Annotated in this window: 23 protein-coding genes; 14 read left to right on the top strand and 9 right to left on the bottom strand. The window is 31.9% G+C overall.

Annotation, left to right across the window (positions count from 1 at the left end; translation table 11 throughout):
• Positions 1 to 10 precede the first annotated feature (10 nt).
• The 9 genes from DZ60_RS0109240 to DZ60_RS0109200 all read left to right on the top strand — a co-directional run bounded on the left by DZ60_RS0109240 (position 11) and on the right by DZ60_RS0109200 (position 5,370).
• Positions 11 to 541, top strand: a complete 531-nt coding sequence (locus DZ60_RS0109240; RefSeq protein ID WP_025741802.1) for a hypothetical protein — start codon at positions 11 to 13, stop codon at positions 539 to 541.
• A gap of 6 nt (positions 542 to 547) precedes the next feature.
• Positions 548 to 1,108, top strand: a complete 561-nt coding sequence (locus DZ60_RS0109235; protein ID WP_034229241.1) for a hypothetical protein — start codon at positions 548 to 550, stop codon at positions 1,106 to 1,108.
• The gene (locus DZ60_RS0109230) at positions 1,095 to 1,661 is read left to right on the top strand and encodes a hypothetical protein (RefSeq protein WP_025741800.1); all 567 of its coding nucleotides are present in this window, start codon (positions 1,095 to 1,097) and stop codon (positions 1,659 to 1,661) included. Before DZ60_RS0109235 ends, DZ60_RS0109230 begins: the two co-directional genes overlap by 14 nt.
• Positions 1,662 to 1,681: 20 nt before the next feature.
• Positions 1,682 to 2,587: a hypothetical protein gene (locus tag DZ60_RS0109225; RefSeq protein WP_025741799.1), complete on the top strand. Its 906-nt coding sequence runs from the start codon at positions 1,682 to 1,684 to the stop codon at positions 2,585 to 2,587.
• 12 nt (positions 2,588 to 2,599) lie between these two features.
• The gene (locus DZ60_RS0109220) at positions 2,600 to 2,881 is read left to right on the top strand and encodes a hypothetical protein (RefSeq protein WP_025741798.1); all 282 of its coding nucleotides are present in this window, start codon (positions 2,600 to 2,602) and stop codon (positions 2,879 to 2,881) included.
• 39 nt (positions 2,882 to 2,920) lie between these two features.
• Positions 2,921 to 3,298: a DUF4134 domain-containing protein gene (locus DZ60_RS0109215; protein WP_025741797.1), complete on the top strand. Its 378-nt coding sequence runs from the start codon at positions 2,921 to 2,923 to the stop codon at positions 3,296 to 3,298.
• A 234-nt stretch (positions 3,299 to 3,532) separates the two neighbouring features.
• Positions 3,533 to 4,162 (top strand): hypothetical protein, encoded by a 630-nt coding sequence (locus DZ60_RS0109210; protein WP_152537403.1) that lies wholly within the window; start codon positions 3,533 to 3,535, stop codon positions 4,160 to 4,162.
• 7 nt (positions 4,163 to 4,169) lie between these two features.
• Positions 4,170 to 4,595: a PH domain-containing protein gene (locus DZ60_RS0109205; RefSeq protein WP_025741795.1), complete on the top strand. Its 426-nt coding sequence runs from the start codon at positions 4,170 to 4,172 to the stop codon at positions 4,593 to 4,595.
• Positions 4,596 to 4,614: 19 nt separating this feature from the next.
• A complete protein-coding gene (locus tag DZ60_RS0109200; RefSeq protein WP_025741794.1) occupies positions 4,615 to 5,370 on the top strand; it encodes a LytR/AlgR family response regulator transcription factor in 756 nt (251 codons plus the stop codon).
• A gap of 319 nt (positions 5,371 to 5,689) precedes the next feature.
• On the opposite strand, the gene DZ60_RS0109195 is transcribed toward DZ60_RS0109200, so the two are convergent.
• The 4 genes from DZ60_RS0109195 to DZ60_RS0109175 all read right to left on the bottom strand — a co-directional run bounded on the left by DZ60_RS0109195 (position 5,690) and on the right by DZ60_RS0109175 (position 9,515).
• The gene (locus tag DZ60_RS0109195; protein ID WP_025741793.1) at positions 5,690 to 6,241 is read right to left on the bottom strand and encodes a hypothetical protein; all 552 of its coding nucleotides are present in this window, start codon (positions 6,239 to 6,241) and stop codon (positions 5,690 to 5,692) included.
• Positions 6,242 to 6,850: 609 nt separating this feature from the next.
• Positions 6,851 to 7,966 (bottom strand): LytR/AlgR family response regulator transcription factor, encoded by a 1,116-nt coding sequence (locus DZ60_RS0109190; protein ID WP_025741792.1) that lies wholly within the window; start codon positions 7,964 to 7,966, stop codon positions 6,851 to 6,853.
• Between the two features lie 280 nt (positions 7,967 to 8,246).
• On the bottom strand, positions 8,247 to 8,735 hold the full coding sequence (locus DZ60_RS0109180) for a hypothetical protein (protein WP_025741791.1): 489 nt from the start codon (positions 8,733 to 8,735) through the stop codon (positions 8,247 to 8,249).
• Between the two features lie 192 nt (positions 8,736 to 8,927).
• Positions 8,928 to 9,515 (bottom strand): hypothetical protein, encoded by a 588-nt coding sequence (locus tag DZ60_RS0109175; protein WP_025741790.1) that lies wholly within the window; start codon positions 9,513 to 9,515, stop codon positions 8,928 to 8,930.
• Positions 9,516 to 9,992: 477 nt separating this feature from the next.
• On the opposite strand from DZ60_RS0109175, the gene DZ60_RS0109170 reads away from it, so the two are divergent.
• A complete protein-coding gene (locus DZ60_RS0109170; RefSeq protein ID WP_025741789.1) occupies positions 9,993 to 10,553 on the top strand; it encodes a hypothetical protein in 561 nt (186 codons plus the stop codon).
• Positions 10,554 to 10,775: 222 nt separating this feature from the next.
• Here DZ60_RS0109170 and DZ60_RS0109165 read toward each other — a convergent pair whose 3' ends face one another.
• Positions 10,776 to 11,234, bottom strand: coding sequence for a hypothetical protein (locus DZ60_RS0109165; protein WP_025741788.1), 459 nt, complete (start codon positions 11,232 to 11,234; stop codon positions 10,776 to 10,778).
• Between the two features lie 499 nt (positions 11,235 to 11,733).
• Here DZ60_RS0109165 and folE point away from each other — a divergent pair, with 499 nt between their 5' ends.
• From folE to DZ60_RS0109145, 4 genes are all read left to right on the top strand, one after another.
• Positions 11,734 to 12,432, top strand: a complete 699-nt coding sequence (folE, locus tag DZ60_RS0109160) for a GTP cyclohydrolase I FolE (protein WP_025741787.1) — start codon at positions 11,734 to 11,736, stop codon at positions 12,430 to 12,432.
• A gap of 27 nt (positions 12,433 to 12,459) precedes the next feature.
• On the top strand, positions 12,460 to 12,630 hold the full coding sequence (locus tag DZ60_RS24865) for a Lacal_2735 family protein (RefSeq protein WP_034229235.1): 171 nt from the start codon (positions 12,460 to 12,462) through the stop codon (positions 12,628 to 12,630).
• A 647-nt stretch (positions 12,631 to 13,277) separates the two neighbouring features.
• Positions 13,278 to 14,546 (top strand): C10 family peptidase, encoded by a 1,269-nt coding sequence (locus DZ60_RS0109150; protein ID WP_025741786.1) that lies wholly within the window; start codon positions 13,278 to 13,280, stop codon positions 14,544 to 14,546.
• 2 nt (positions 14,547 to 14,548) lie between these two features.
• Complete coding sequence (locus tag DZ60_RS0109145) at positions 14,549 to 15,034, top strand: hypothetical protein (protein WP_025741785.1); 486 nt, start codon at positions 14,549 to 14,551, stop codon at positions 15,032 to 15,034.
• Positions 15,035 to 15,415: 381 nt separating this feature from the next.
• Here DZ60_RS0109145 and DZ60_RS0109140 read toward each other — a convergent pair whose 3' ends face one another.
• From DZ60_RS0109140 to DZ60_RS0109125, 4 genes are all read right to left on the bottom strand, one after another.
• On the bottom strand, positions 15,416 to 16,456 hold the full coding sequence (locus DZ60_RS0109140; protein WP_152537402.1) for a hypothetical protein: 1,041 nt from the start codon (positions 16,454 to 16,456) through the stop codon (positions 15,416 to 15,418).
• Between the two features lie 11 nt (positions 16,457 to 16,467).
• The gene (locus DZ60_RS0109135) at positions 16,468 to 17,037 is read right to left on the bottom strand and encodes a YbhB/YbcL family Raf kinase inhibitor-like protein (protein ID WP_025741783.1); all 570 of its coding nucleotides are present in this window, start codon (positions 17,035 to 17,037) and stop codon (positions 16,468 to 16,470) included.
• Positions 17,038 to 17,049: 12 nt separating this feature from the next.
• Positions 17,050 to 18,399 carry a YHYH protein gene (locus DZ60_RS0109130; protein WP_025741782.1) on the bottom strand — a complete coding sequence of 450 codons (1,350 nt, stop codon included), beginning with the start codon at positions 18,397 to 18,399 and terminating at the stop codon, positions 17,050 to 17,052.
• Between the two features lie 88 nt (positions 18,400 to 18,487).
• Positions 18,488 to 18,901, bottom strand: a complete 414-nt coding sequence (locus DZ60_RS0109125) for a hypothetical protein (protein ID WP_025741781.1) — start codon at positions 18,899 to 18,901, stop codon at positions 18,488 to 18,490.
• Positions 18,902 to 18,908: the final 7 nt, after the last annotated feature.

Below are 18,908 nucleotides of genomic sequence, written 5' to 3'. Positions count from 1 at the left end.
AAACAATCAGATGAAGACAAAATTAATATGCTGGTTATTCATACTTATGGGAGTATCGGTTATGCAAGCACAATTAACAGATCACCCCTCTAGATTAGGTTCATTTGGAGCATTCATATTGTATAAACAATTAGAAAATGAAGATAAGGAAAATAGAGATAAAATAGAAGCATTTAGGTTTGATTATATCAAGCGACAAGCCTATTTCTTAGGACTTTCAAAAGCAATTACTAATAGAATATCTAATGAGATTAACGCCTCTTTCGTAAGATATAATCAGTTAAAAACAAGAAATTCTTCGCTTAGTATACTTAGCTACTCTAGGAAAAAAGAGAATACCAAAATGTTATCATTTATAGAAAAAATGCTTACTACGATGCAGCGTGAAGCAAATACACAACAAAGCGTTTTAGTGATTTATGGTGAACGAATGAATCTGTTACAAAATATGATGGAGTCTCTAATAGAAATACACAGAGTTCTGGATGTTGTAGAGGATAGTATAGAACAAACCACATTGTATAATCGAATTTTTAATTAGGAGAATATGAAACAATATTTTAAACATATAAAAAATATCATAAGTATGTGGCTGTTAATGCTCTCTTGTATTGGGAGTGCTCAGGTCGTAATTAATGTCTCGGGCTCTTTTAACGATATTCTTTCGCAGCCTAGTTATGATAATATCAATACTTCTAATACAACATTGGCAGGACAAGAGTTAACGAACAAGGCAAGTATTACACTTGTAAGCTCAATATTTAAGGAGCAACTTAGAGAGTTGAACAGCTATAATGAACAATTTGATGTTATAGAAACTTCTTTAAAAACCTTTGTAAGTAGTTCTGCTTTTAGTAGTACACGTGGATATAATAGCTATGGGTATATACAGAAAAAATATCCGAAGATTAACCCTTTGAGCCCTTCATCTGGTTTTAAGAATGCAATAATCCAATTTCGTTTTAGCAAAAAGTTAAATGCAGAAAGAGATAAAATAGCGGGCTATTTGAATAAGGATAATCCCATTCCTGAAGGAGAACGTGTTTTGCTGGTTCTTTCTTCATTAGAAAATGTAATCAATTTAACCTTAGAAAATGAAAAGTATTAAAATTCTGTGCATGCTTTTGTGCACTACCGTGATGGGTCAAAGTGCTTCTATTGCCGATGCTGTAGTAGCTGGTAGCAAAACGACAATAGCTGGTTTGTTAGGTACCGAATTGAGCTTAAGAAAAAGGCAAGGCGAGTTAATCAAGGATCTAGAAGACACAGAGGAAGATTATGACAGTAAGCGCAACGTTCTTGCAAATTTTAAAACTAACACATTAGTAGTTGGTGCTGTGCAAGCTCAATTTGTATTCCTGAGTTCTAAGATAAGCGATATTAACGCCAACATAAGTACGCTAAAAATAGCTTCTTTTGGGATAGGACATGGCTTGACACGATATCAAAAGGCCTTAGAAACTGAAGAGGGATATTTAGCAAAACTGCAGGAAGAGAACTTACTATTGGGCGGAGGAGTATTAATTAGTGGAGGTACAGGGCATGTATATACGGCTTACCTCAAATTACTAATTCGCATAGTAACTGTAAAAAACAAAATTCTACAAATCGACAAAGAGATCAAGGCAAAAATGAAAGTAACCAGAATTTTTGCGAAATAATAATTTTAAAAAAAAATAACATGGACATATTAGAAGCAATAGAGGCCATCAGTGATTCAATATTCGAGGGCGTAGACAATCTAGTAGATATATTAATTCCGTATTGTTCTATTCTGGCATCCATCTTTATGGTGGTATTAGTAGGAGTGAGGGTAATCAAATATTTTATAAATCCTTCAGAAAATATGGATCCTTTAATTTTAGTAAAACCCATTCTGATATTAGCAGCTATAGTTCTATATCAGCACCTTATTGATTTTCTATTAATTAAACCTGTTGACCTCGTTACATCTTTAACGAATAATGCAGTAATGACCACGCTAAATATTTCTAACCTCGATAATTTTTTAGATATAGCGAATGCTCAGCTTACAACAATTAAGAATGAATCAACAAATGATAACGGTCAGTTTAGTATTTATGAAGTATTACAGCTGTCAACTTTCTTGGAGATATTTCATTTATTCATACAAATAATAGCCTTAGTAATAACAGGTTATATTTTAATGAGGCAGGTGTTATTAAAGGCTATTTACTTTGTTATTGGGATATTAGTTTTACCTTTTTCTTTAATCCCTGGAAATTTTGAAATTTTAAAACGTTGGTTTTTCGGTTTCTTAGCTGTGCTTCTCTGGATCCCTATTTTAAGAATATTTCAGGCCATTCTTGTATTGATTAATCAGGCAGAGTTACCGCATTTTTCTCAACCTCTATTTTCTGTGGTCTTACAAATTGTAATGATCTTATTTATAATTCAAGTTCCTAAATATGCTAACTTTTTGGTAAGTGGTAGTGGAGATAGTGATGGTAATGGGTATTTCCATTTTGCGGGGAGAGAATTGTATTACAATAAAATAAGTCCAAAAATATGGGGAGGTAAAAAAGGAGGAACATCAAAAGATAATACAGAAAGACAAGGAAAATAAATAACAAAACCTATGGAATATAAAACACCAAAAGTACTCGAAAAAAAACCAGTAATAGGCGGTTTTGATCTAATGACTATTGTCATAATAGCAGGATGCTTTTTAGCCTTTTTGTTTACCGTATTTGCCTCTTTTTTAGGATCATTAGTATTTATTCTTACTGCAGTTATATATGTGAAAATTCAAAAGAAATATCCAAAAAAGGGAGAGTTAAGCACTTTGTTAAAGTATAACTCAAGTATAAAATGTGTACAAGTAGATCAACCCATAACAGCATTATTAAAAACAAAATAAAACATCAAATAATAATAATCACTTAAAACAAATTTAATTATGAAAACTAGAAAATTAAACACAGTAATGAACAAGGTAATGAACATTGATGTAAAATCATTAACGTCAAAAATTAGAAACCCTAAATTAATCTGTACGCTTCTTTTGACTGTATTGTATATCGCACCGACTTTTGCACAATCAGATGATATAAATGCACAAATAGAAACTTGGGGTGATCAAATAAAAACCATACTTAATGCAGTGGTGGGTATTTTCTCAATTGCAGGAGGGTTCTTAATATTTATTCAGTATATGCAAGGAAATGAACAAGCTCAGAAAAACTTTATTCGATTTATTATTGGTTTAGCCATTTTCGGATTGGTAGCTTTAATTGCTAATGTTTTCTTACCAAGTGCGGCAACAGATACAATCTAAGATACTCTAATTATCTATTTTTAAAACATACATGATAGTAGTTTAGCTCGTGTAGATTATAACAAGGGTCATCCAGTATTCTAAGGAAGACCTATCCCAAAAATTAAATAGTAAACAAACCCTCATTTATTGAGGTACCTAATACGCCCATATATGGGGGATAGGAGAGCCCTTGCTTAATTTTTAGGGATGACCCTTCTTTAAAAACATATTAAAAACTTATAAAAAACATACATGATGGATTTACAAACCTTAAAAAATATACCCGCAAGCTTTGCCTTGGCAAAACGATCCTTAGTCTATTGCTTAATCATATCTATTACGATCTCGGTAGGAAGTATGGTTTGGGCATTTGTGACCACCAACGCTATTAAAAACACGGCATTTGTATTGACTAAAGATGGTCAAGCGGCCATGATGCAAGGTATTGCGCTTAATGAAGTAGACGAATTTAGAAAACCAGAGATTATGAATCATATTAAAATGTTTCATAAAGGGTTCTGGGAAATAGATCAGTTTAATTACGAAAGACGAATTAATAAAGCCTTATACCTATCAGGTCGATCAGGAAAGCAGCTTTATCAAACCTTACAGGCCAATGGGCATTTGGCTAAGATTGTAAGTCAAAATCTTACTCAAAGCATAGATATTGATTCAATAAAGATCAATGATAGGGTTACTCCTTATGAAGCCAAGTTATATGGTAAACTAAAAGTGTCGAGAACAGATCAAAAAGCAGAAACTGTCAATGATTTTAGAGCCAAATTTGTATTGCACAATGTATCAAGAACAAATCAAAATCCACATGGGCTACTCATAGAAAACTACCTTTTGCAATCTAAACCGGTAACCATTCCAAAATAATAAGAAGATGGAAACAGAAAATAAAATATGGGAAGGGACTCCTTCTCAATGGATAAATTTTACATTTTATTTAGCTAGTAGTGTATTAGTTGTTGCTTTTGGTTTGGGTTTGATTTTGGCTTTGTGGAAATACCTAGATACCAAGTTGAACAAGTTAAAAATTACGGATCAGAGAATTATAGAACAGCGAGGCATTTTATCTATTACTACAAATCAATTAGAGCTGTATAGAGTAAAGGATATCAAATTAGAACAACCCCTTCTATTGCGAATTTTTGGATTGTCAAATATCGTTTTAATAACATCTGATAGTACAGACCCATTCTATACTTTGAGAGGTGTAGAAGGAGGCGCTGATCTTACAGAAAAAATTAGACTGGCAATAGATCAACGCCGCGATCATAAGGGAGTGAAAGAGTTAGACTTTTATTAAAAAACAAAACAGTGTCCAAATGAAAAATCTTACAGCTATTATTATTGAAGAGAATATGGCAGAAGCCAGACTGATAAAAAACGTAGTAGAAAAACAGTGTTCGGGTATTACTATTACTACTGTAGGTACAAATCCTAGAGAAGTAAAAAAAGTAATCAATAATACTACGTATGATATGATCATTTTGGGACTCAAATCGGGAATCGATTATGCATTCGAAATGTTACAAAGTTCTTCTCATGGGATTGAGGGCAAGAAATTAATTTTGATATCGACAGAAAAAGAACAGAGATTACAATTGATTACCAATAATCATATAGACTTTATCACAAGACCACTTCAGTCCAAAAATATTGTTGACGTAGTTAAAAAAGTTAAACAACAAATGTTTGATGAAGAAGCTGTGTATGAAATACCTGAGGAAAAAAATATCTCATCAAAACCACTGAATTTACTGGCTATTCCGTCAATAGATGAGGTGAAAATTATAAAAATAGAGGATATTTTATATTTACAATCAGAAGGTAAATACACCACATTTCATACATCAACAAAAGATAAAACTATTGTTGCAAGTATAAACTTAGGGGAGTACGAAAAAAAACTAATAAACAATAACTTTTTTAGAATTCACAATTCGTTTTTGGTAAATATGGATAATATCATCAACGTTCAAAAAAGAGACGGAGTGTATGTGAAAATGAATAACCAAGATGTAGTACCTGTTGCCAAGCGTAAAAAAGACGCTCTTTTTCACTTTTTAGGCATAAAATAAGAACCATAATTGATAGCAAAGTTTTTATGAAGGATACTGTAATTTCATATAGTTAAGTGCTATTAATAGTCAACAAAAAAATATCGGGATTTTCCGATATTTTTTTTTATCCTAGTTTGAGGGTACATGATGTCAGAACTAGTTTTATGTTTAATTTATTCGTCTTATACAATGATGAATTAAAATGGCATAGTAAGTTTCGTTCATTTCATCATTTTTGTACTTTATTGCTCCTCTTTTGTGAGTATTGTTATCAAAAACAATCATTTATATAGGTATATAAATGAGAAGTAGCTTTGTCTTTTTAAGTGAACTAGTATTACTTAAAACTTATTTTTCTTGTCGAGTGTGCCTTTTTTCGAACCGATGACGAGCGTTGCTTTTTTTGTCTACTACCTACCTTATTTTTAAGCTCTGTAGAAAAGTCTTTGTTGATTTGCTTAAATTTTTCTAAGTTCCTCTGCATCTTGTCTTTTTCCTGTCCAAATTCTTTGAGAGCTCTGGTGTTTTCGCTATTCAGTTTCTTTAGGGATTTTCTGTTTTTCTTAGTTTGCCTATTAATTCTTTTTTGAATTCTTGTCTCTTTTTTTTCAGCCCTCAGTTCTTTTATCGCAACATTAACTTTGTCCTTTAATTGTTCATGTTTTTCTATGTTATTTTGTTGTAGATCAATACCTTCTTGAATGGTAGCGCGAGTACCGATGTCGTTGGGGTTTAATTTTTTTAACTCTCTAGTCATTTTTCTTTTTTCTCTTCGAGCTTCTCTAATGACTTTGGTTAGTTCTCTTCTGTCTTTCTTTAAACTTTTTTCAGTAATTGCACCTTTTTTTCCTCTAAAAAAGTCAGCTAATAGTCTTATTATTTTTTTCATAATGATATGTTTTTAATACTACAATGGATAAAGTTTTTACGTAACCAAAAAAATGGGTTTGCATCTGATAACAAAGAGGTTTACGGTTTTTGTACACACATCTTTTAACCTTTTTCTACTTGTTATACATACAAAGTAAATCTATAAATGCATGGCGTCATATCATAAAGTAATAACCGGTGTGTTTGAAGTAATAAATGTAATTATCATAAAGAAATAGCATGAGCTTCTTATGCGTTCTCCTAGATGAGAAAGAAAGTATAGTTATGAAATAAGATAAAATGCAGAATCTTAGTTTTTAATTGTATTTATACCTGAGAAGATATCGTAGTATAGCGTATCAATGCCCAAATAGCTCTTAAAACAGAACAAGAAGGGATGTTGAAGTTATTTTTTTAATTTTAATCATATTTTTGGTGACAATACTAGCATTTAACTACTTTATTAAGTAGAAAATCTATTACAACTCCCGCTATTATGTAAGACTATCGATGTGTTTTCTAAATGCACAAAGGATACCTGTCTAGAAATTAGTTTAACATGAGTGCTTATGATATTTCTAAACCGTATAATGAAGTTGTAGCTTAGTATTTTTTTTATTCTGAATTGCTAAATACTTAGCCATTGTCTAAACTCAGCAGCCTTATTTTTACTAATAATAATTTCTACATCCGAACTATTCTGAATTAAAATTTTAAGCTGACTATTTCCGTATTTAACAATTTTATCAATAGAAGAAATACTTATTATAAATTGTCTGTTAGCCCTAAAAAATAAGGACTTATCAATCGTATTATACAATTCATCCAAACTTAAACTAGTGGTTGACTTTTTACCATTAATACCATAAATATAAGTAATGCTATTTTCTGACTTGATATACGAAATTTGGTTTGTAGAAATAGGTACTAACTCATTTCTGATATAGGTAAGTATTCTTTTCTTTTCTGGTATTGCTTTTTCTTCAATACTTTGATCTTGCGATTGGTCAACACTTGTTTTCTCCTCAATAATTTTTTGTTGATGCTCGATGAGGTCTTTATTTAGTTTTGATAGACTAAATAATTCATTTTCTAAAGCAGTATTTTTTAATTCTAATTGTTTTTCATACAAACTTCCTAAGGTTCGTACAGCAAAGAAAGAACATAGTATTATGAATCCACCCATTAAAAACAGGATACGATAATATCTATTTTTGAGGAGTCCCGTTTGGGTAATGATTTTATCCAAATTGAAGTTAGAGGTTACAATCAGATCTGTCCCTTTGACAGGAGAGAGATACACAATTTCTGATGGCTCAATAGAATTCGTTTCTTTTTTCTTACGGACTAATATTTCGTACAATTTATTGGCTCGATCTTTTTCTTTTAGAGCATCAAGTAAATTTTGATCAGAATTAACCATTTCGCCTACTTTGGTAATATTGGGATGACAAATTTGTTTGCCAGACCAATCCATTACAGAAACGAATGAAGTCATTTCATGTGTTTTTTCTATTGCTGATTGAATATTAACCTTAACAGTATCCAGTTTGATTCCGCCAGATAATTGTGTGCTTATCATTTGAGACATCTCATCAGCCTCTCTTTTACCAGATTCAAGTTGAATAACTATCAACTGATCCGAACTTTCCATAATAAAGTGTTTGACACTAAAAGAAGCTACAATCAAAAAAATAACGGTTATAGCAATAAAAGTCAGTAAGTATAAATGATCTTTTCTCATAAGAAAGGAAAAACTTTAATTACAAAACTACCATATTTTTTAGTTAAAAAAAGGCTTCAGATAAAAGAAAAAACAAGTTTTGTAAGAATATAGATTTGATTTGACTTCCTTTGTTTTGGTTAAGGATATGAGAAAAATGTGTGGGATAGATTAGGAATGTTATAATGGTATATTTCCTGAGATATTTTTGTGTCGCTAAAATGCTTTAAACTAGTACTACCTGTAGACAGTTCTAATTAAGTTATTGATAAGTTTTTGTCGTCATTGAACCATCAAAAACTTATCTTTTTGGTTTAGGATTTGTTTTACTTTGTTGTACGTTTTTGGTAGCTGCGGGACGGTTCGTATTGGCTTTTTTTGATGACTTAGATACCTTTTTAGGAACTCTTGCTAATCCTTCGGTAAATTTGTCGCTAATTTTTCCTGAAACATTTTGAGCTTCATTTTTAACTCCCTTTACAATATCTTTATTGTTTTCTATCGCAAAAGTAATTTTAGCAAGTTGTGTTTTAAAATTTTCAAGGTCAAACGTTAATGTAGTGTCATTGCTCTTGTCTGATATTAGTTCTATTAACTCATTTTGAGATATTTTGGGGTTATCTTTTAAGACTTGTTTTACATCTTTTTGTGTTGTCTCTACAATATGCTTCATATGGTCATTCAATCGTTCAATAGCCTGATTGTTGGTTTGATCACATATTTCTTGCAGTTCATTAGAGAACTTTTGAAGTCTTTTTTCGAGTGCTTCGTTTATATTTTTTTTTGCCATTTCATTATTAATTTTGGTTACTATCGAACTAAATTTTGGTTTCTTACAAAGTTATCTGATACCAATTATGAATTAAAATTAGCTAAGACACTTACCTCTACTTTTTGTTTTTTTAGTTACTTGTAAATATAACAAGATGCTAAATTAGGTTTATATAAATTCGTAAGAGGTTTATATCATGTTTAGATATTTTTAGAATAAAGGACTTCTAGATCTACCACTTTTTTTAGAGTAAGAAGATTTCTCATGTTGCGAAGTTCTTTCTTTATTATTAGACTTTCTTTGAATAGGTTTTGATACGGTATCCCCAGGATCATTTCCGCTAAAATTTGCAAAAGATGGCATTTTAGATCTTGTCTGATGTATTGATGTACTTTTACCTTCTTGTTGATACGTTTTCTTTTTCCTCTTAATTTGTACATCCTTAAATCTTGAAAGGTCTTTCTCTTTATCATTCGTTTTTTGGGGTGTTGCTGACAATAGTTTTTCTAAACCTTTGGAAATAGTATTTACAGTTTTCCCTTTTTTATGATCCGCTATCATCTTTTTAATTTCCTTGTAAAGAGGTGATTCTGGATAAATGATATGTGCATAAGAGCCATCTTTTAATTGCACACGTTCAACTCCATTTTTTTTTGGATAACGCTTAGCAATGTTTGCCTCAAACTCCCTATAACTAATAGAATCCATCAAGACTATACGCGCTTTTTTGCCATTCTTTAATTTTAATCTCAACTCATTTTCTAAACTAATTTGTTCAATTTCAGTACCTTTTTTCATTTGATTTTAAGTTTTAGGGGCAAAAAACATTTTTGTTTGTTACCAGTAATTTCATTCAAAAGTAAAATATATCGGCTTTTTTTACAGCTATAAATCAATAAGTGATGAGTTTGAAGTAATAAGTGGTAAAACTAGGTATATATAGCAAGTTATAGTTATCAATAAGGAAAGTAAATCAAGTTTTCTGCAAAATAGAATGTGGTTCAGTATACATAACCAAATTAAGAACCATAACACATTCTTCATAAACCGTTAAAAGGTAGTAAAGTAAACCACTTATTACACAAATACACCCACTTATTACTTCGTATTAGAAGACTCTGTTATTTCATGATAATTTAGGCGTATAATTTATTACTGATAGTATCCGAATGTATAGTAAGTGCTTATAAATCAAAATGTTTTTACAAAAATGTCTGGGCGCTTAACAGGTAATAATTAAAGAGTAGTAATCAATAATTATAAATCTTAGAAATTATGGCAAAAAAAAAGAAAAACGATGAATTTGGCAACCCAGATAATGTTATCTCAAATCGAATAGAGACATATCAGCCCTTACCTTATGAGGAAAGATTACAAGCTGCAAATTCACAATTACAAATAGTAACAGGAGTAATAACAGAGATACAAAATAGAGTAGCAGGACTGCAAGCACAGAATCTTCCGGTACCGAATACCGCTGCACTTTTGCGATCACTAAATAATATAGAAAATAGGGTAAATAACAGAATAATAGCATTAGAGACTGCCCAGAGAGAAGTGACAGAAGGTAGGGAATCAGATCATGTACTTTTTTTAGATTCAATACGAGAAATAGCTATAGCACGAATGCTAACAAATCTAGCACCGCAAATAGGTCAGATAGCACCAGTTCCACCGCCAATGCCCGTAAATGCTCAGAGAAATCCAAATGCTCAAGGACGGCCTTTACCTCAGCTTCCTGGCCAAGGAAATGCTCAAGCGAATAATCAAGGAAACGCTCAAGGCAATGCTAATAGACCGCATAGAAATAGGAACAATCAAAATCGAGGAATGTAGTAAAATCGTAGAGGCTAACAGCCACTATTTACATGATTTATTGTATCTAAGTAAACCGAAAATATGGAGAGAGTTATTTACTCCATATTTTTTTGTTTTACTTAGATTATTAGTGTCATTTAGTTAGAGAGATAATTTATGTACTTTACTAAGCATATTTATTTTTGTAGTTGCTTTTTCTTTATATGATCTGAATCCGCTGCATTCTGAGTAATCATTTGATTAAGGAAATAGGCGAGGATCATTCATAGTTCGAGAATTCTTAGTGTGTTTTTGAACTTTTTTACGGGTTTTCTTTATAATAGCCTGCTCTCTTACCGTTTTCCCTTTAAGAACAGTCCTTTGTTTTAGAAAGGGTAATTCTTGGTTAAGCTTTGCTAATCGATCTAAGTACTTTTTATCAAATGCTATTTTTTTCTCAATAGGGTTGGTTTTTTTGATGTTTTTTTTGTTGATTATGTTTATACTTTTGATAGTTTGAATTAGGTTAAGAAGTGTAGACCGTAATTTCAGGTGTGCTCTCTTTTTTTTGAAATTAGAATTCTCCTTCTTATTTGTTGATATTGCTTCTTTAGTTTTGGGTTTAACAACATCTTTTTTTTGAATTGAATCCGTTTTTATACGAGATGGTGCAATTTGTATTCCCAGGTTTTTTGCTATTTTAATAAGTGTTTTTTTCATGATCTGTGATTCTTATTATTTCTGTGCAGAGAGTACAGTATACCTTGTTTTTCTTTTTTTAGAAAGTTACCTATAAGATTTTAGAGGTAATAAGTACAAAGTAATAAACGATGATATTCGATTAATATCTGGTGCTTTTGAGGAATGAAACTTTATAAAACGAGTTGAATAGTATAAGTGTGTACATTTTGGATTATAAGTGGGATATTTTAATATTGATGAAGGTTATTTACATGTAGATCAAGTTTTTTTGTTTAAGATTTCAAACCACAGACTTTTCTGATATTCAAAATGTTCAAATACTTTATAAGAAAAGCTTATAGTACTATGTTAATTTTTGTTTAACTGATATGGTTAAAAGTTAAACATTTTTGTAGATTTGAACTGTTAGGACCAACAAATGGGCTTATTAATGAATAAAATTGATCCTAAAAGCTCATATAATTTTGTTTGTCATTGACAAAAAATAGCAACCTCACCTCTTAAAAAAAGAAAATTAATGAAACTAAAGACTGAAACTTTGTTACGACCCAATGGTTACAAATTAGATGGTTTTTCTGTAGATGAGATTGGTGATGATCATATCAGTACCGGACTCGAAACCCCTATGAAAAAAGATGCTTTTGACATTTCTGATATAGAGAAAAAAGAGCGGATAGCTCATTTATTTGCAGAAATCATGGATGTTATGGGTTTAGATTTATCTGATGATTCTCTCAAAGGAACTCCGAATAGAGTTGCTAAAATGTATATAGATGAGATTTTTTCTGGGTTAGATCCAAAAAATAAACCAAAAGTAGCTTTGTTTGATAATAAGTATAAATACCAACAAATGTTGGTAGAAAAGGATATCACCTTTTATTCTAATTGCGAACATCACTTTGTACCTATTATTGGTAAAGCACATGTAGCTTATATTTCCTCTGGTAAGGTAATTGGTTTATCTAAACTTAATAGAATAGTGCAGTATTTTGCGAAGCGGCCTCAAGTACAAGAAAGGTTAACAAATCAAATAGCTGTAGAGTTAAAAAAAGTGTTGCAAACAGAAGATGTTGCCGTTATTATTGATGCCAAACATTTATGTGTTTCTTCAAGAGGAGTTAAGGATGATACTTCTTCTACAGTTACTTGTTATTACGGGGGAGCATTTAATAGACCTAATAAAATAGTAGAGTTGCAAAACTATCTTAATAATTAGGTTTTTAATAAATAAAAATAAGGACATATGCTCGGATTATTTAAGAAAAAAAGTAGGACAGAAGTATTACAGAAAAAATATGAAAAATTGATGAGTCAATGGCATGAGTTGTCAACTGTAAATAGATCAGAAAGTGATGCTAAATATGCAGAGGCTCAAAAGGTTCTCGAAGAGATAGATGCATTGAGTAACACGTAGTTTAGTATGTCTATTGAAAAAAAGTAAACTAGTTTTAAGACCTTATATAGTTCAACCAAAATTTACGGATTAGGAGATTATTATCTACAAAACCTAACTCGTTTAACATTAATGTACCCCTTTAAAATTAATTTTTTAAAGGGGTTTATTTTTCGAGTTTTACAACGTTTATGGCTACTTAGCATCTGTATTTACTTAGACTTGTTTGAGTTTCTATAACGATGAATAATATGACCACAGTACACTACTTCAAAAGAACATAAACTAAGTTTTTTTTAAAAAAAACTCTTAAAACGTGTTATTAAAAATAAAAATTGCGTCATAAGTATAGAAGGTATAGAAAAAATAGCTAGTCAGATTTAGTATAATACCTAAATGATTTATCTATAACAATAATGTGAATACACATTATACTTTTCATTGTGTTAATAGTACCCCTAAATGCAATGCCTTTTTTCCCCACATCATTTTGCGATTACGTGAATACTCACGTAATATAATATTGATTATAGCTTGTGTAGTGCATTTTTAGAAACTCATACACATCATTAAATATCAAGAATTTGCCTTAATAACCAAACAATAAGAATGCACAACTTTAGGGTAATTTTTGTTAAAGTTTTTATTAAAATCTAAAATCTAACTAAATGAAAAGATCACAAAGAAAAAAAAGATTATTTTTAATTGTTTTATCATCTGTTTTTATGTTCTATTCTTGTCAAAAAGAAGAAATCATTAATAGTGAAGAAGTCGTAGTAGCTTTAGAAACTTCAGAAGTACAAAAATCAAAAAATTTTGTAGGTTTGGCCGAAGTAAAATCATTAGCAACAGTTCTTGAGTATCCTGTAATAAATGATATTGAAATTTCTCATGTAAAATCATCTGAAGTTCCTAGCACTTTTAAGGATATTGAGGCTGTTCTAGAAGTACCAGATGAAAACGGTGATCCCTCTTTTTATATTGTTAATTATCAAGATGGGGGATATATTATGATTTCTGCGGATAATCGGTTAGAACCGATCCGAGCTTTCTCGTATAATGAGAAATTCCCCTTTAATTCTGATGATATGCCTAGTGGACTTATACACTGGTTATCTCAAACCACAGATATGGTGCATGATGTCAGAATATTAGATGAAGAGCAAACAGTTTCTGTTGCTCAGGCTTGGAATATTTGTGAATTGCAAGCTACACTTGCCGTTACTAGAATTGCAGAATGTGAAGATCCTAATCCATCATGTCAAAATTCATCAGAAACCGTAGGTCCTTTAATGACTACAGAATGGGGGCAAGGCGGATTGTATAATGACTTAGTTCAGTTTGAAAATTGTACTACTGGTACGGCACCAACAGGATGTGTTGCTACAGCAATGGCCCAAGTTATGAGATTTCATGAATCTCCCGCTAATTATAATTGGGACGCGATGCCTGATAACTCGGGTTCTAATGCAACGGCTATCTTAATGAGGGATATTGGAAATGCTGTTTCTATGGAATATACGTGTACCACTTCGGGAGCGAATATGAATAATGCAGCTGTTGCACTTATGGCTAACTTTGGATATCAAAGTGTAAGTTATACCGGATTTGATCGTGATGATGTTATCCAGCAAATTCGTTGGAGACGACCTGTGATTTTAAGTGGATATAGAACCAAAGATGAGGATTGCTTTTTGTGGTGGTGTTCATCAAGTTATAGTAATGGACATGCTTGGGTTAGTGATGGATTTAGAAAATATAAAAGATGTAATTATGATGATTACGGAAACTTATATAGTACCTCTACTTATTACTATTTGCATATGAATTGGGGTTGGGATGGTTCAGAAAATGGATTTTATAATTGGAATGATTGGAGTCCCGGAACCAGAGATTATCAATACAAAAAAGAAATGATTATTAATATCAGACCATAATTATGAACGCATATTATTTTTTTATACTTCCAATACTGATGTTTATAGGTTGTACAGATGAAGACAAGAAGACTGATCAGTTCGAAAATGTCGATATAGCTGTAGATATATCAGTAAAAAACATAGACTTAATAGACCTTCTTGATCCAAATACTCCCGAGGGATATGATTTTGAAGAAATCAAGTTGTTTTATAAAAACGGAGATGAAAAAATTGAGATCTATGATCAGGATCTAACATACCCTAGAAAACTTAAACTTATAAAAGATGAAACAGCGTATCGATTAAGAATATTTGCCGATATTTCATACGAAGATGATCAAGCGACATTTTTTGTGAAATGGAATAATATTGATGAGGATACTCTTATATGTAGGTTTTTAAAAAGCGAAAATTACTTGGCCATTGATAAATTGTGGTTTAATGGAGCATCAGTTTGGGATTTGAATGTTGATGGAGATGATAGGCATTTTTCGATAAGAAAATAATTTGCAACCACGTAAAATTAAAACTAAAAACTCTCTATTAAAATTTATTTTTAATAGAGAGTTTTTCATTACACATACTAATTAATGCAGCTAGAAAGCTTACTCTAACACCAATAAATAATTTCTAAAAAGAACTCTTGTTGGATTATATTTGATTTTTTTTGACAATATCAAAAAAGCAAGTTTTCATTGATGCCTTTGATGAAACCACTAAACTCATAACCCTAAAGCCCACTTTATTCTTATCAAGTTTTATAAGAAATGAATTCAGAAAGTTTATATATTCCCATCAAATTATAGGGGTTTTATATGCATAGCTATAGAAAACTTGCCATTGATCAATTTTTATTATAAAAATTCATATCAAAAATTATAATCACTCTATTGAACGGTATAGTTTACAATTACTTGATTATCCAAAATGACGTTAGTCGACCAAATGAATTCTGCATCATTTTCGGGGTCATCAAATATATCGGTAAAATTGGTGTATGAGGGTTTGTTATTTACAACAATAGTTTCATTTGTATAGGTGGTTGCATTGGGCCAATCGGTACTGTCAAAATCTTCATTCATCCATGTTTCTGGTAACTCCCAGTGCAAGGCATAAAATGAAGTTCCATCATTTTCGCTATCGGTATTACAATTTGAGGTACTTCTTGTGGTTCCATTTTCGGTAGGACAACTTAAATCTTTAATAGGAGATGTGTAAAATGTTTGTGCCTTCCATTCACTGCCTGTTGTGGCAATACTATTTTCTGAAACATCTTTAAATACAGCTACCATACCCCCGTCACCAGCATAATAATCACTCCCTTGATTATTTTCAGAACCTAAACCTAAATTTTCTTCCCAATCTACCAATTTCATTGCTATTTTGAATGGTCTAGACACCCTAAACTTTACAATGTGAGAGTTGAATTGTGTAAATGGAATGGCGTCTTTTCCTACGGGAACTCCATTTATATAGAGTTCAAAATAGTTGTCAGAAAAAATATATCCAGTGATGATTTCACCACTTGCATCTATTTCGACAATATTGCTGTCATCAAATGCAGACAATGCTTCTGCTGCCGAAGCATATTCGGTACCATCAGGATTAGATAAGTCAGGAGCAAATGGAAAGGAACTATCGGTATAATTTACTTCTGCTGGTACGATCCAAACAGAGTCATCAGTTGCTGTGATTGTGCCAATTCCTGCTACACGCTGACCTGCAGGATAGAGGTTCTCTGTTACAGTAGTAGCGAGACCTTGCGATACAGAAGCTGTACCAGAGTAGTCTCCTGTAGTTACACCATCATCATCAGTTACTACTTCATCATCGGTATTATTGTCGTCTGAATTATCACTATTACAGCTTATGCAAGATATGATTACGAACAATATAGTCATTAAGTACATTTTTTTATTAATTTTCATGTTTACAATATTTAAGAGGTTATAGAATTAAATGTGATGGTCGCTGTTTCAATAATAGTTACTGTAGAAATTGCTTCAATAAATGCAGTATAATCTACATCTAAAGAACTTGTAGTAGGTAGACTTGATGGTGTTTCTGAAAGTGCATAAATAGTAATAATATATTCGTGAGTCCCTGCACCTTGAGAACAAGGAGAAGTATATGATATCGCATTACCATCTTTATTTGCACCCATATACCAAGGTCCTTCATCGGCAGTACCGTAGGGTATAGAAGTGATATCAGTATCAATATTCCATAAAATCATATAGGAGCTTACATTTTCTGTATTATCAGGATCGGGATAATGGATCATATGTATAGCTAATGATTTTGTGCCATCAGGAATTCCTGACCAAGCTAAAGGAATAGAGTTTTCGATACCATCTATCTTATCCTCACATTTATATTCATCAAGAAGTTCTCCATTTTCTATTGCTATACTAGTAATCGAAAATTCTGAAGTATCGTTGGTGTCGTCGTCAGGATTACATGCACTAACGGTAATTAGAAAGCAGAATATATAGATATGTTTTAGCATGGCTGAATGATTTTATCTTTGATACGTTTCAGTAGTTACATTGCCTTCACTATCAACATATTCATAGGTATATAACCCATTTTCATCCCAACTGTAATTGGTATAGTATGTGTCAGTTCCTATTTGATACTCTAGAGAATAAGCGTTGGTACCGGTTGATGTAAATGCTGTTATTTCTGCACCTGCTAATGGGGTTAATGCAGGTCTGACTTCTTGAGTCATTGCTTGCGGCAAAATTTGATCTTCGGGAGCGGTGGTACTTGGGTCTAGTGTAACTTCACCTCGCATTCCTGCGATAAAATAGGGGAATGTATCGGTTGTATGGTATTGGTATGAGCCATCGTCATTAAATTTACCTAAGTATTCATCCAGTTCATCTGTTGTTTGGCCATAGACAGGAAAACCGTCTAGCGCGTAGGCTAGGGGTTGATCAGATCCTAGGATAGATTCTAAGTGAGTTGGCGGAATATGATAATGGTAGTCGTCTGCTCTTCCGCAATGTCCGCCCCAATCATCTAATTCACCGATTGTAAATGCATCTTCTCCTCGGTTGTTAAGGGGGTTAAAAATTGGAATCCCATTTACCGCAATGGCAATGGCTCCTCTTAAAAAATGTTCAGAAGATAGTAACGGAGTTTCAGCAAGTACAGGTTGAATAGGAAAAGCCCAGCTGTTCGCCCCAGTATACTCTTGTGGGATTGGTACCTGCTGCTGCCAATTGGTAATGCCCACCATCATATCATGATCAGGTATACCCGTTGATGAAACATAGAAATAGGTGTCATCAGAACTAGTGGTGACATTTGAAAAATTTCCGAAGAAAGATTCTAACTGAGTGATTTCATTTGCAGGTACAGATATAGGTTCATCTGTAGAATCATCAGAATCGTCTTCTTCAGAATTATTGTCATCACAGGCAAGCAAAATCAAAACCCATGAGCAGAAAAATGTATTTACCAATAGTGGCTTTTTCCGTTTAAAAAGAAAGAAAAGAAGTATCGACAAAAGAAGTAGCCCGATCAGAACTTTTCTTTTGGTACTTTGGTGTAGCAGCAAAGATTGTTTTTTATCACTGCTTATTTTACTAGAAGCAAGGTGGTTAATCTCCTTAATGTGGGTTATTTTTTTTTGAATAAGGTGCTGGTTTTCTGGGGAGAAAGAGGACAGTTTATGCACTATTATTTTTCCTGACCTTGTTTCTAAAAAGATATTGTCTTCTGTCGATTTTAAAAAAGAAGCTTCTATTGTTTTGTCGTTAATGGTCCATTTGGTAAGGTTTTTAAATCCATGTCCCTCTTTATGGGCAAATGAATGAAGACTGAATAGTAAAAAAAATACTATTAGAAATGAAGATTGTTTCATGGTAAAAAGAGTTTTAATTTTACCTTTTGACAAGAACCAATATCAAATCCTTCGTTTGTTTGTTGTTTTTTTTTAAATTTTCTTTGTCTTACCGCAGTATGTAATCGATAGCTTTTTCTTTAAAGTTCTTGTAATGAGGTTTTTGTTCGTTGTTTAGAATAGATTTCATAGCCTCAAAATGTTCCTCAGTAATTTTTATTTTTTTAGCTTCAATTTCTTTAATATGATCTAATAAGGAGTCCGATGGAGTTAAAAAGTAGTTTTGCACATATTGTTTTTGTTCATTTCTCAATAGAGACATAACTTCACCGTGTTTTCTTCCAATTTCTTTGAATTCCTGATCTTGCTTTTGATCTAAATGCAGAATTTCTATAGCATTTGGTTTATGATGCGGGTTATGTTTTTGCGGAGGTTTTTTTGTTAATGGTGTATTACCAATCTGTATTATGTTCAGCACTAGTAAAATAGTTATGGCGATTTTGTAAAGTAGTTCTTTTTTCATTTTTTAG

Origin of the sequence: Aquimarina pacifica (genome assembly GCF_000520955.1) — a bacterium.
GTDB lineage: Bacteria > Bacteroidota > Bacteroidia > Flavobacteriales > Flavobacteriaceae > Aquimarina > Aquimarina pacifica.
The sequence above is the reverse complement of the archived record's forward strand: the minus strand, read 5'-3'. Positions and strand labels throughout refer to the sequence as shown.